The organism is Claveliimonas monacensis, assembly GCF_014982975.1.
Classification (GTDB): Bacteria; Bacillota; Clostridia; order Lachnospirales; family Lachnospiraceae; genus Claveliimonas; species Claveliimonas monacensis.
Genome location: NZ_JADCKL010000002.1, coordinates 379569 through 392393 on the forward strand (window position 1 = coordinate 379569; position 12825 = coordinate 392393).

Genomic DNA, 12825 nt, shown 5'->3' on the forward strand with positions numbered 1-12825 from the left:
CCGCTATTTTTCTCTCAGGATCAGTACATCCCAGTCTTTCAGATGTATGCGGTCATCCCGCCGGTAGCTCTTTCCTGTCAGAACATCCTCTGCCAGATCCCAGGGGCATGTAATGTCCCGCTCCTCCTGGCTGTAGTGCAGTACGTAATGCAGGTCTGCTCCTTCTTTTGTCCTGCCGCTTCTTATGGTCACAGGCCACGTGTACGCCGGAAGGGGGATTTTTGCATCTTTTGCCGCCTTCTGGTACACCTCTTTGAGAAGCTCTTTTTCTGTAAAGCATCCCACATACCAGGCTGCTCCGTTTCCGTAAGCATTTCTTGTGATCCCTGCGTACTCTCCCCAGTAGGGATGCTCATAGCCGGCTTCCCGGCCTGCGCTTTCCGGCTTCATAAGCTCCATAAAGTACTGGATCTTCTCTCCTTTGATCATGGCCCTGCCGGGTTCCGTGAACTGGTTGTAGGTCATGCCGAAGCAGTCTGTCAGACCGTGGGGCTGGGCATCCGGGTACACGCTGGCCTGCTCATCTGACACGAAGGAACGAAAAGAGCTGACAAGAACGCCGCCCCGTTTTACAAAGGCGTCCAGACGCCGGATGAGGTCCTCTCCGGCGCAGTAGAGAGCCGGGGTAACGATCATATCGTACCGGTCTTCCTTCAGCGCGTGCACATCCACTACGTCGCACTCCAGGTTCATCTCGTAAAGGCTGTCGTACATCCACCGCACCACATCGTTGTAGCTTAAGTCCCTGTCAATGGGGAACCATTTGAGGGCTGTGAGGGAGCGGTTGTCCACCAGCAGGGCGATCCTGTTTTTCTTTGTGAAGCCTGCCAGTTCTTCCGCGTGCTCCTTCCACTCCCGGCCAATGACGCAGGCTTCCCGGTAGGTGGGATTGGACTGAAGGTCGTGGCTTAAAAGTCCCCGCCAGTATGTCTCATAGCCGTTGTGGATGGAGTGCCAGTTCCAGTACATCTCCCCTGCCGCCCCGCTGGCCAGATGGCTGTAGGCGTGGAGGCGGAGCTGTCCCGGGTAGGGCGTCCAGTATTTAAAGGCCTGTGCCTGGCACTCCAGCACCAGGTAATTTTTATCCTGGAGGCTGCGGATGGAGTCCCCGCCAAAAGCGATCTCTGCTCCAGTCAGATCGTCCTGGGTGGGGTGGTAGATGTCCGTCCCCGCAATGTCCAGGCACCGGGATGCCTCCTGGTGGTTCAGATCCGGCTGCACCCCGTAGGAGTAGCCGTCCTGGGCAATGTCCGCCCCGAACTTCTTCCACTCAAAATCCAGATTGTGGGTGATGAACTGGTCCTCTCTTTTATACTCCCGCACAAGGTCCGCCTGCCAGGCGAGGAAGCGGGCCGCCACGGTCCTCTTGAAGGCCTCGTACTCTCCCACCAAACCGCCGTTGACGCAGCCTCTCATATCCGGCAGATCGTCCCAGCTGTGGATGGAATTGCTCCAGTAGGACAGATAGAAGGTTCTGTTAAATGTATCTGTATCTTTGTATTTCTCTTGCAGATGTTCCCGGAAAAGACGCTGCATCTCCTCCCCGTCATTTCCGTAGTGCTTTGTCTCATTGTCGATCTGAAATCCGATCACAGAAGGATGAAAAGCTGTGTGCTCCAGAAGCCTCCGGATCACTCTCTCCCCGTAATGCAGGTATGTGGGATTGAGTATATCGAAGATCTGCCGGTGCCCGTAGGCGGCTTTTCCCTCTTTTGTGGTGACCATGATATCCGGGTCTTTTTTTACAAGCCAGGAGGGGACCGCGTAGGTAGGGGTGCCGATGATCACCTTCATGCCTGTCTCCTCTGCCTTCTTTAAGACCTTATCAATATAAGAGAAATCGAAGACGCCGTCTTCCTTCTCCAGAGTGCTCCAAGTAGACTCCGCAATGCGCACCACGTTCATCCCGGCCTTTTCCATCATGTCAAAATCTTCATCTATTCTGTCCCAGGGCATATACTCCGGGTAATACGCTGTCCCAAAAAGCAGTTCTTTCCTCTCCATAATCCCTCCATATTGCAGACAAAGGATGCCGCGTGAACGCCATCCTTTGCCAAATTGCCAGATTTATTTTCTGCCGCCTGTCAGAAGGCCGCTTTATATTTTTTAGTTGTCTCCTCTGTGCTTTCCTGCTTCCAGATCTGCCACAACCTGCCCGTAATACTTGTCCAGGTTGAACATAGCCATGCAGATGACACAGATCACGGATGTGATAACCGGTACCCATGCAAATGCCACAGTGATGGATGAAAGTGCAGATGCACTCTGTACTTCCAGGGCGGCGTCAAATCCGCCTGCATCCAGGATCCATCCAAGAGCAGCCGTACCGATACCAGATCCCACCTTCATACAGAAGGAAGAAGCAGCATTTCCCATGCCGGCTGTGCCGTATCCATTATACCACTCGCCGTAGGTAATTGCATCCTGCAGGCATCCGAACATAGTCGCTCCGCCGCATCCGAAGCCGATACCTTTGATGACAGATGATGCACAGATGATGCTGTAGTCTGTGGAGATACCGGAGATGACAAATCCAACTGTTGCGATGGCCATACCTGCCATGAACAGGTTTCTCTTGCTCACCTTCTTCATAAGGAACGGTGTAATGAACAGAGTAATGATCTGCGCGATGGAGAGCAGGTTGGATACCATTGCGTAGTATCCGTCGTTGCCCATGTTGTACATAGTAAAGTAAACGGCTGATCCGAAGAATGTGGACATCATAAAGTACATGGCAAACACGCTGATGACCATTAAGATCCAGTATTTATTTTTCACAAGTCCCTTCAGACCTTTGATAAAGGAGACTGTCTCACCTTTTCCGTCTGCTCCGCCTTCTACGACTCTCTCTTTACAGGTAAAGAACATAAACATATTGAGGATGACAAAGACGATCATCAGAACCACAAAAGTCAGTGTCCAGCCTCTCTGTGTGTAGGCATCCCCGCCGCCGAAGAAACCTGTCATCTTCAGAACCACTGTGTTGATGGTCATGGTTCCGGCTGTGGCCAGAAGGTTACGGAAGTTTCCGAGAAGACCTCTCTCGTACTGGTCTCTTGTCATCAGTCCCTGCATGGTAGCGTAGGGAACATTGATTCCTGTATAGAAAATGGTGGAAACAAGGTTGTATGTAAGGAACATGTATGCGATCTGTACAGGGCCCGCAAAGCTGGAGGGCACGCTGAACATCAGCACGGTACATACAGCAAGAGGGATGCACAGTCTTGCGATCCAGGGACGGGCCTTGCCCCATTTACTGTGGGTATGGTCAACGATATATCCCATAGCAAGGTCTGAAAGACCATCCAGGATCTTGGAGACAGCGATGATGGAGGCTGCCGCCGCTGCGCTGGCTCCCACTACATTTGTATAATATACAAGGAGAAATGCACTGATGGCAGAATATACCAGGTTTCCTGCATAGTCTCCGATACCGTAGGCAAACCTTTCAAGAAATGAAAGCTTTGCGTTGGGGTTCATATCTGTTGTCTTGTTCATTGTTCTCTCTTCCTTTCACTTTACTCTCTTATGCTTCCTCAACCGGGAACCATCCGAAGTCCACGCAGCGTCCCAGATCCCAGCTGTCCCAGCCAACCCAGCCAGGTGTGTTCACTGTGTCTGTGAGAAGCTTCCAGCTCCAGTAGAAGTAACCGTTTCCGGCCTTCCATGCCTCAAGCTGCGCTTTTGCCACTGCGTTGTAGATCTCTTTCTTTCTCTCGTCGCTTACCACTTCCTGATCCAGACCTTCCACGCCGTTTAAGACAGTCTGTCCCCCCTTGGTATCCTGTCCCACTGCAAGAGAGTTGAAGAGGCACCACTCACCGCAGATCACCGGGAAATACTCCTTCATCTCCTCGATGTCCTTCTGCAGGTTCTTCACATAGCCGACGTAGCTTTCCACAGTCTGCTCACAGCCGTACAGCTCCGCCATCATGAGGTACTGGTGGGTATCCAGGACCACGCCCCTGTATTTATCCTCACGCATGAAATCCTTCCATGCTTTCAGGCGAAACGCGTCGTGGAACACCACATATTTATCTTCCGGCATATGTTTCCGGATCCTATCGTAGGCATCCAGGTAGAACTGACGGATGAACTCGATGGTGTTGGGCTTTGACCTTGCGCCCCTCTCCGCATCCACTGCCGGGTAGCGCTCCTGCACATGCATGCCTTCCCACATGTCCTCGAGCACCGGCTCGTTGATGATCTCAATGCCCCACAGCCCTTTTCTCTGGCCGTAGCGCTCTGCCAGTCTCTCCAGCACGCTGAGCTCAAACTCCACCTCGTCCGGCTGCTGTGACCAGATGCACACGCCGCTCTCGCCGCCGTTGTCAAAGCCGTTCTGGCTGCCCGGCGCCGTATGGAGGTCGATGAGGATCTGAAGTCCGTACCGCTCTGCCCAGTTGAAGGCATTGTCCAGCTCTCCGATGCAGCCGATGAAGGGCTCTCTGTCCCCGAAGATAAAATAGGGAACCGGGATGCGGACCGTGTCCAGTCCCAGGCTCTTGATCCTTGTAAAGTCTCTCTCTGTAATGTACTCAGATCTGTGCATCTTAATGCGGGCCTCGTACACCTCCTTCGGCAGCTGGAGCGGGAGATTGTGCTCGTCCTCAGCTGTTGTTCCCTCGAATAATCCGGGGCTCATCCATTTCTCCAGGACAAGCCAGTTTCCAAGATTCACGCCTTTTACCTGCATGTCTTTCACTTTCCTTTCTTTCATGTTTTCTGAGCAAGCCTTTATCTGTCTCTTTCTGTTGGTTATTTTAGTCTCACGCGGAGTCATTTTATATTATCATTCTCAGTTTTTTATCACTTTTCACGGAAAAACTTTTGTGATATGATCATACTGTCACGAAGTGCGTAAGTACCGCTCAGAAAGGAGATGGCAGATGAATACAGAATATCTGATGCAGTATATATCTTACGGCCTCCACACCATGGTGAAAATGTGGAACCGCTCCCCGGGGGACGGCCCTTCCCCGAAAGTCTTTTGCGCAAGAAAAGATCTCCAGGATATCTATCTGACAGACGATGCGCTTTTCCGTTTCCTGGACAGCCACGAGCAAGGCGGCTCCTACCGCTCCCTGCCTGTGCTCTTCTCCATAAACAGGGAAATATACTACGCTTTTTCCCCCTCCTCGGACCTGGATTTTCTCATAGGCCCGGTCCGCTTCTCCTCCCCGGTCCGAATGAACCGGGACCTGGAGGCTCTGCCCCTGTCTGAGGAGGATGTGGCCGCCGCGCCGGAGTGTGAGTTCTCTGATTTCGCCTCGCATGTCCTCCTTGTCTACAATCTTCTGCACACCAGCTTCCTCTCCCTGGACGACCTGGTGACCGCCAACTGCATGGACAGTTCCATGGACGACGCCATCATGGAGGACTTTTCCTCCCTGGTCTTTGACCGGAGGGAGCAGGAGCAGCCCCACAATCCTTACGACCAGGAGCTGCGGGAATTTTCCAGCATCGAGCACGGGGATATAGAAATGCTGCGAAGGAGCCTGCAGGAGGACTACACAGGCAAGATCGGGACACTGGCCAAAGACGAGGTCCGCCACATGCGCAACCGGGGCATTGTGGTGGTCACGCTGGCAAGCCGGGCGGCCATCAGAGGCGGCCTGCTGCCGGAGGTGTCCTTCTCCATGAGCGACGTCTTCATCCAGCGCCTGGAGGAGGAGTCGGACACGGCTGTCCTGCTGAACATGATGCACCAGTTTGAGTTCAAATATGCGGAGATGGTGGCGGAACTAAATTCCCAGAAGGCGGGCCGGCCAAGGAAAGACCAGAACCCCCGGGTGGACCAGTGCAAGGACTATATATTCAAGCATCTCCATGAAAAAATCCGCATCCAGGACATTGCCGACGAGCTGTACCTGAACGCGAATTATCTGTCCGAGATCTTCCGCCAGTATGAGGGCCTCACCATCACGGAGTTCATCCTCCAGGAAAAGGTAGGGCTGACAAAAAACCTGCTCTCCTACTCCCCCTACTCCTACAGTGAGATCGCCGCCTACCTGGGCTTTTCTTCCCAGAGCCACCTGGGAAAGATCTTCAAGAAGCACACCGGCATGACGCTGAAGCAGTACAGGGATCAGTACGGCGTGCGGGAATTCTGAGTTTCCCTCCCATGGAAAAGGCAGGCTTAAGAAAGCCTGCCTTTAAAATCCTCATAGCCGAACCGGCGCACCAGCTCCCTGCTTCCGTCCTCCCGCTCAAGGACGATGTCCGGAAGGGCCATGCCGTTGAATGTATTGTTTTTTACCATGGAGTAGATGGCCATATCCTGGAACTCCAGCACATCCCCGGTCTCCAAGGGGCGGTCAAAGGAGTAGTCTCCGATCACATCCCCCGCCAGACAGGTGGGGCCTGCCAGGCGGTATGTGAAAGGTTTCTCCCCTGGAAGGCCTGCCCCGGAAAGGGGCGGGCGGTAGGGCATCTCCAGCACGTCCGGCATGTGGCAGGCGGCAGAGGCGTCCAGGATGGCTGTCTGCACGCCGTTTTCCGTGATCTCCAGCACACTGGTCCGAAGCGTCCCGGCCTGCAGCGCCACCGCCTCCCCGGGCTCCAGATAGACTGTCCCTCCGCAGAGCTTCTGCACCCGGCGGATGCACTGCTTCAGCGTCTCCATGTGGTACCCCGGGCGGGTGATATGATGTCCTCCGCCCAGGTTCACCCACTTCATCTTCGTCATATACACGCCGAACTTTTCCACCACTGCATCCAGGGTAACTGCAAGGGCGTCCGCGTCCTGCTCGCACAGAGTGTGGAAATGCAGCCCCTCTATCCCCTCCAGAAGGTCCGGCGTGTCCGCAAGGGCCCTCTCAAGCTGGGAGAGGGTAGTCCCCAGCCGGGAGCCGGGGGCGCAGGGGTCGTAGATGGCGTGGCCCTCCTGGGTGGAGCACTCCGGGTTGACCCGCAGTCCCACGCTTCTGCCCGCCGCCAGGATCTTCCTCTTGTATCTCCGTATCTGCTGGGGGGAGTTGAGGACTACGTGTCCGCAAAGGGAGAGGATTTCGCCCATCTCCTCCTCCCGGTAGGCGGGGGAGAAGATGTGGTTCTCCTTCCCCATGCACTCCGCCCCCAGCCTGGCCTCGTAGAGGCCGCTGGCTGTGGTCCCTGCCAGATAGTTTCCTATGAGGGGGTAGACCCGGAACATGGAGAAGGCCTTCTGAGCCAGCAGGATCCGGCATCCCGTCTCCCGGGCCAGGCCGGCAAGCTGCTCCAGATTTTCCTTAAGCGCCCGCTCCTGCACGATGTAGCAGGGCGTATGTATCTTGCTTTCTCTCATCTTTCTCTCCTAGTCCACCAGCTCCGGGTCCTCGCTGACCTTCCAGGGAAGTCCCCACTTGTTCAGCGCTTCCATGAACGGATCCGGGTCAAACTCTTCCATATTATACACGCCCGGCTTCTTCCATGTGCCGTTTAAGATCATCATAGCGCCGATCATGGCCGGCACGCCTGTGGTGTAGGCCACTGCCTGGGAGCCCACCTCTTTGTAGCACTCCTGGTGATCGCAGGTATTGTAGATGTAGATCTTCTTCTCTTTTCCATCCTTCTTTCCCACAAAGATGCAGCCGATGTTTGTCTTGCCCTTTGTCCGCGGTCCCAGGGAGGAGGGATCCGGCAGCACGGCTTTTAAGAACTGCAGGGGCACAATCTCTTTCCCCTCAAACATAATGGGTTCAATGGAGGTCATCCCCACATTCTCCAGGCACCGCAGGTGAGTGAGATAGCTCTCCCCGAATGTCATAAAGAAGCGGATCCTCTTGATGCCAGGGATATTGAGAGCCAGCGACTCGATCTCCTCGTGGTGGAGAAGATACATATCCTTCGGGCCGATCTCCGGGAAGTTGTAGACCCGCTTGATCTCCATGGGCTCTGTCTCCACCCAGTGTCCGTCCTCCCAGTAGGAGCCTTTGGCGGACACCTCCCGGATGTTGATCTCCGGGTTGAAGTTGGTGGCAAAGGGATAGCCGTGGTCTCCCGCATTGCAGTCCAGGATGTCGATATAGTTGATCTCGTCAAAATAGTGCTTCAGCGCGTAGGCGGAGAACACACTGGTCACTCCCGGATCAAAACCGCTTCCAAGAAGGGCTGTAAGGCCTGCCTTCTCGTAGGCGTCCCGGTAGGCCCACTGCCATTTGTACTCAAATTTTGCCGTATCCTCGGGCTCGTAGTTGGCCGTGTCCACATAGTGTACGCCGCAGGCCAGGCAGGCGTCCATGATATGAAGATCCTGGTAGGGAAGAGCCAGGTTCAGCACCACCTCCGGCTCCACTTTTCTGATGAGAGCCTTCAGCTCCTCCACATTGTCCGCATCCACCTGGGCAGTGGTGATCTTTGTCTTTGTAGTGCCCTCCAGCTTCTCCTTCAGCGCGTCACACTTGGACACGGTGCGGCTGGCGATGCAGATCTCTGAAAACACCTCGCTGTTCTGGCAGCATTTCTGGATAGCCACGCTGGCCACTCCTCCGCATCCGATGATCAGTACTTTTCCCATTTCTAATATCCTCCTTTTCTTCTCTCTTTTCTATTTTGTTCCAAGGGCGATGAGCATCTCCCTTATGATCTTGCATGCCGCGGCCGTGGAAGCCCCTGTGGGGTCAAAAGGCGGGCTCAGCTCTGTCACGTCGCACCCGATGACCTCTGCCTTCCGGCACACTTCCGTCACGGCTCTCTGCAGCTCCATATAACTTACGCCTCCCGGCTCCGGCGTCCCTGTCCCGGGAAAGACGGACGGGTCCATCACATCCAGGTCCACCGTGAAGTACACCGGGACGCCCTTCAGTTTCTCCAGCGTCTCCCCCAGTCCCTCCAGGGTGAAAGGATGAAGATCCGTGTGTCCCTCCCGGGCCCAGCCAAACTCCGCCCTCTCCCCGGAGCGGATGCCGAACTGGTGGATACGGCCATCCCCCAGCAGCTCCCAGCACCGCCGAAGGACGCAGGCGTGGGACAGCTCCACCCCCAGGTAATCCTCCCGCAGGTCCGTGTGGGCGTCCAGATGTATGATGTGGAGACCGGGATATTTCCGTGCCGCCGCCCGGACACTTCCCAGGGTCACCAGGTGCTCTCCTCCGATGAGGAAGGGCAGCTTCCCGTCCCGGAAGATCTCCCCGGCCGTCTCCTCGATCTGATCCAGCACCTTCTTCGAACTTCCGATGGCCAGCTCCAGATCTCCCATGTCAAAGACCCGGCACTCCTCCAGGCTTCTGTCCTGGTACGGACTGTACAGCTCCAGCCCGTAGGAGTCCGTCCGGATGGCGCCACCGGCAAAGCGGGTCCCCGGCCGGAAGGAGGTGGTGGAGTCAAAAGGCGCCCCGTAAAGGACAATGTCCGCCTCCTCGTATGTACAGTCACATCCCATGTAATCTACAATATTTTTATTCAACATCTTCCAGCAGCTCCTCCACATAGACAGGCAGTGCAAACACCCCTGCGTGCAGTCTTGGTTCATAGTATCTTGTGCGGATGCCTTTCAGCTTCCAGGCCACAGCGTTTAAATCCTCCAGGGGGTGGTACTTCTTTGACGCAAAGCCAAAGAGCCAGTGCCCCGACGGGTAGGAGGGCAGGTGGGCCTGGTACACCCGGCAGATGGGAAAGGTCTCCACGATCCGCTTGTGCATCCGCTGGCACTGGAAAGCCTCCTCCGTGTAAAAAGGACTCTCATTCTGGTTGACCATGATGCCGTCCTCCCGGAGGGCATTATAGCAGTTCCCGTAAAACTCTTTTGTGAACAGTCCCTCCCCGGGTCCGAAGGGGTTGGGGGAGTCGATGATGATGAGGTCATACCGGTCCGTCTGGGAACGGATGAACCGCAGGCCGTCCTCGTGGAAGATCTCCACCCTCTCATCGTTGAGACTGCAGGCGATCTCCGGGATATATTTCCGGCAGACCTCCACAAGAAGGGGATCCATCTCCACCACATCGATGTGGCGGATCTCCTCGTACTTGATCAGCTCCCGGACCACACCGCCATCGCCCCCGCCGATGACAAGCACGTCCTCCACATGGGGGTGCACCGCCATGGGCACGTGGGTGATCATCTCGTGGTAAATGAATTCATCCTTCTCTGTCAGCATCAGGTCCCCGTCCGCCACAAGGATCCGGCCGAACTCCCGGGAGTCCAGCACATCGATCCGCTGGAACTCGCTCTGGGCGCTGAAAAGCTGTTCCTTGATGCGGATGGACAGCTTCACGTCCTCTGTGTGTTCATCTGAAAACCACATTTCCATGGTCTACACGCCTCCCTTCTTCTCTGTGACAACATTGAGCTTCTCGATCTTCTCATCCTCCGGCCCGGTCATTGAGCAGCCTTTCTCCTTGGCGTAGAGGATGTACTCGATGATCTCGTCCGTGATCTCCTCCCCCGGCGCCAGGATGGGAATCCCCGGCGGATAGCACATGACGAACTCACTGCAGATCCGCCCCTCCGCCTCCTGGATGGGGAGCTGTTCCTTGGGCGCGTAGAAGGACTCCTGGGGCGTCATCACCACCCGGGGCGGTATGTACTCCTGGGAGAGCATGCCTGTCTTGTCCTTCTGGTAACGCCGCTTGATGTCCGCCAGGGCGCTGACCAGGCGCTCCACCTCCTGCTTCCTGTCGCCGATGGACAGGTAAGCCAGCATGTTTCCCAGATCCCCGAACTCAATCTGGATGTCGTACTCATCCCGCAGGATGTCGTACACCTCGATGCCGGCCAGGCCAATGTCCAGGGTGTGGACAGACAGCTTTGTGGGGTCGAAGGCATAGACGCTGTCCCGGTTCACCAGCTCATCGCCAAAAGCGTAGTAGCCGCCGATCCGGTTGATCTCCTCCCGCGCGTACTCTGCCAGCTCCGCTACCTTCGCGAAGGCCTCCCTCCCCCGCAGGGCCAGATTTCTCCTGGAGATGTCCAGGCTGGAAAGCAGCAGGTAGGAGGCGCTGGTCGTCTGGGTCAGATTGATGATCTGCCGCACATAGCCGGGGTGCATGTCCTTCCCCACAAGGAGGAGGGAGCTCTGGGTCAGGCTCCCGCCGGACTTGTGCATGCTCACCGACGCCATATCCGCCCCTGCGGCCATGGCTGTCACAGGGAAGTTTTCCCCGAAGTAAAAGTGGGTGCCGTGGGCCTCGTCCACCAGCACCTTCATGCCGTGGCTGTGGGCCGCCTCCACAATGGTCCGAAGATCGGAGCAGATGCCGTAGTATGTGGGGTTGTTCACAAACACGGCCACCGCGTCCGGGTTGTCGCGGATGGCCTGCTCCACCTGCTCCACTTTCATGCCAAGGGAGATCCCCAGATGCCGGTCCACATCCGGGTTCACATACACCGGCCTTGCGCCGCACAGGACAAGGGCATTGATAATGCTCCTGTGGACATTCCTCGGCATGATGATCTTATCCCCCTTTTTACAGCAGGCCAGGGCCATGCTCTGGACCGCCGATGTGGTGCCGCCCACCATGAGAAAGGCGTGGGCCGCCCCGAAGGCCTCCGCCGCCAGCTCCTCCGCCGCCTTGATCACAGAGACCGGATGGCACAGATTGTCCAGCGGCTTCATGGAGTTTACATCGATATTGACGCACCTGTCCCCCAGAAGCTCTGAGAGCTCCGGGTTCCCTCTTCCCCTCTTGTGCCCCGGCACGTCAAAGGGCACGATCCGCATCCTCCGGAACTGCTCCAGCGCCTCGTAGATGGGGGCATCCTCCTGTACATATTTTTTCATGCTTCACTCACTCCTTCCTGCAGCGCCTGCGGTCCCGCCGGAGGACTCTTATCCTGCCCGGGCGTCCCAGGGACTTTCCGGCAGAACAAAAAAACGCAGGCAGAAGGGCACCTTCCACTTGCGTTTCATCACTCTATCACAAATATACATACAGACACACCCGCAGAAAAATCCTTTCGCGTTTCCTGGTGTCATGTTATGGACAGATATGGGACCTTTTAGAGTCTATATAGCAAATATTTTTACTTTTACTACTCTTATTGACCGTTTCACAAGTTTTGTATGCCTTTTTGCACACTGGTTATAAAGTAACCAACTTATAAAATTTGAGCTTCTAACTCAATCAATAAGGCAGCCTGTCTCTCTGCTGCCGAAAAAATATTTGCATGGAAGCCATATCTGTTTTCCATACGTGTTTACTTATATCACATTTTTTGTAAACATGCAAGAAATATTTTCAGAAAAAACCGGTCTAGGAATTTTTCATCACAACCTCTTCCACCACGTCCGCCACGTGCTCGCAGGCGTCCGCGCACTTCTCCAGGTAGGTGTAGATCTCTCTCCAGGCCAGGATCTCCAGCACATCTCCCCCCTCCGTATGGAGCGCCCTCATGCTGGCAAAATAGATCCTGTCCGCCTGCTCCTCCAGGGAGTTGATGCGGATGATACTCTCATTCAGCTTTTTGGAGCGGCGGAAATCCGGGAACTCCTTCACAAGGGCACACACCTCCTCCGTGCAGGCGATGACGATGTCCAGCATCCTGAGGGCGTCCGGACGGATGGTCTGCACATTGTTCATGTAGATGCGGATGAAGACCTCCTCCGCCTTGTCAGTCAGCTCATCGATATTGTAGCTTAAGGATATGATATCCTCCCTCTCAATGGGGGTGATGAAGGCCTTGGCCAGCCGGTCTGTGAGCTGATGCTTCTTTTCATCCGCCTCGTGCTCGATCCGGTGGATCTCCTCCATATTTTCCTCCATTTTCGCCGGGTCAAAGGCCGTCAGCTTCTCCTTCAGAAAATGGGTTGCTTTTCTTGCAAGCTCCGCACACGCGGCAAAATTATCATAATAAAACGCGTCCTGTTTTTTTGACATTGTTCTTTTCTCCTTTTCTCCTGTATTTTA

Annotated in this window: 10 protein-coding genes; 1 reads left to right on the top strand and 9 read right to left on the bottom strand. The window is 55.3% G+C overall.

What is annotated here, in order from left to right; genetic code table 11:
• Positions 1 to 3: 3 nt before the first annotated feature.
• The 3 genes from INF30_RS05110 to INF30_RS05120 form a co-directional block, all read right to left on the bottom strand.
• The gene (locus tag INF30_RS05110; RefSeq protein ID WP_226394425.1) at positions 4 to 2004 is read right to left on the bottom strand and encodes a beta-galactosidase; all 2001 of its coding nucleotides are present in this window, start codon (positions 2002 to 2004) and stop codon (positions 4 to 6) included.
• Between the two features lie 102 nt (positions 2005 to 2106).
• The gene (locus INF30_RS05115; RefSeq protein WP_226394426.1) at positions 2107 to 3498 is read right to left on the bottom strand and encodes an MFS transporter; all 1392 of its coding nucleotides are present in this window, start codon (positions 3496 to 3498) and stop codon (positions 2107 to 2109) included.
• Between the two features lie 28 nt (positions 3499 to 3526).
• Positions 3527 to 4696 carry a glycoside hydrolase family 5 protein gene (locus INF30_RS05120; protein ID WP_226394427.1) on the bottom strand — a complete coding sequence of 390 codons (1170 nt, stop codon included), beginning with the start codon at positions 4694 to 4696 and terminating at the stop codon, positions 3527 to 3529.
• Between the two features lie 193 nt (positions 4697 to 4889).
• Between INF30_RS05120 and INF30_RS05125 the strand changes: the two genes are divergently transcribed.
• Entirely contained in the window at positions 4890 to 6113 is a 1224-nt protein-coding gene (locus INF30_RS05125; RefSeq protein ID WP_226394428.1) for an AraC family transcriptional regulator, read from the top strand.
• A gap of 26 nt (positions 6114 to 6139) precedes the next feature.
• Here the strand turns inward: INF30_RS05125 and nspC are convergent, their stop codons facing one another.
• From nspC to INF30_RS05155, 6 genes are all read right to left on the bottom strand, one after another.
• Entirely contained in the window at positions 6140 to 7285 is a 1146-nt protein-coding gene (gene nspC, locus INF30_RS05130) for a carboxynorspermidine decarboxylase (RefSeq protein ID WP_226394429.1), read from the bottom strand.
• A 9-nt stretch (positions 7286 to 7294) separates the two neighbouring features.
• Positions 7295 to 8497, bottom strand: coding sequence for a saccharopine dehydrogenase family protein (locus INF30_RS05135; RefSeq protein ID WP_033124703.1), 1203 nt, complete (start codon positions 8495 to 8497; stop codon positions 7295 to 7297).
• A 30-nt stretch (positions 8498 to 8527) separates the two neighbouring features.
• The gene (speB, locus tag INF30_RS05140) at positions 8528 to 9388 is read right to left on the bottom strand and encodes an agmatinase (RefSeq protein WP_226394430.1); all 861 of its coding nucleotides are present in this window, start codon (positions 9386 to 9388) and stop codon (positions 8528 to 8530) included.
• A complete protein-coding gene (gene speE / locus INF30_RS05145) occupies positions 9378 to 10229 on the bottom strand; it encodes a polyamine aminopropyltransferase (RefSeq protein ID WP_033124701.1) in 852 nt (283 codons plus the stop codon). The genes speB and speE overlap by 11 nt, the downstream gene beginning before the upstream one ends.
• Positions 10230 to 10232: 3 nt before the next feature.
• Positions 10233 to 11699, bottom strand: coding sequence for an aminotransferase class I/II-fold pyridoxal phosphate-dependent enzyme (locus tag INF30_RS05150; protein ID WP_087174807.1), 1467 nt, complete (start codon positions 11697 to 11699; stop codon positions 10233 to 10235).
• A gap of 472 nt (positions 11700 to 12171) precedes the next feature.
• On the bottom strand, positions 12172 to 12795 hold the full coding sequence (locus tag INF30_RS05155; protein WP_087174806.1) for a DUF47 domain-containing protein: 624 nt from the start codon (positions 12793 to 12795) through the stop codon (positions 12172 to 12174).
• Between the last annotated feature and the right edge of the window lie 30 nt (positions 12796 to 12825).

What these genes read in the sequence shown, in the direction of transcription:
- INF30_RS05110 (WP_226394425.1), bottom strand. Translation starts at nt 2,004, where the DNA reads ATGGAGAGGAAAGAACTGCTTTTTGGGACAGCGTATTACCCGGAGTAT.
- INF30_RS05115 (WP_226394426.1), bottom strand. Translation starts at nt 3,498, where the DNA reads ATGAACAAGACAACAGATATGAACCCCAACGCAAAGCTTTCATTTCTT.
- INF30_RS05120 (WP_226394427.1), bottom strand. Translation starts at nt 4,696, where the DNA reads ATGCAGGTAAAAGGCGTGAATCTTGGAAACTGGCTTGTCCTGGAGAAA.
- INF30_RS05125 (WP_226394428.1), top strand. Translation starts at nt 4,890, where the DNA reads ATGAATACAGAATATCTGATGCAGTATATATCTTACGGCCTCCACACC.
- nspC (WP_226394429.1), bottom strand. Translation starts at nt 7,285, where the DNA reads ATGAGAGAAAGCAAGATACATACGCCCTGCTACATCGTGCAGGAGCGG.
- INF30_RS05135 (WP_033124703.1), bottom strand. Translation starts at nt 8,497, where the DNA reads ATGGGAAAAGTACTGATCATCGGATGCGGAGGAGTGGCCAGCGTGGCT.
- speB (WP_226394430.1), bottom strand. Translation starts at nt 9,388, where the DNA reads ATGTTGAATAAAAATATTGTAGATTACATGGGATGTGACTGTACATAC.
- speE (WP_033124701.1), bottom strand. Translation starts at nt 10,229, where the DNA reads ATGGAAATGTGGTTTTCAGATGAACACACAGAGGACGTGAAGCTGTCC.
- INF30_RS05150 (WP_087174807.1), bottom strand. Translation starts at nt 11,699, where the DNA reads ATGAAAAAATATGTACAGGAGGATGCCCCCATCTACGAGGCGCTGGAG.
- INF30_RS05155 (WP_087174806.1), bottom strand. Translation starts at nt 12,795, where the DNA reads ATGTCAAAAAAACAGGACGCGTTTTATTATGATAATTTTGCCGCGTGT.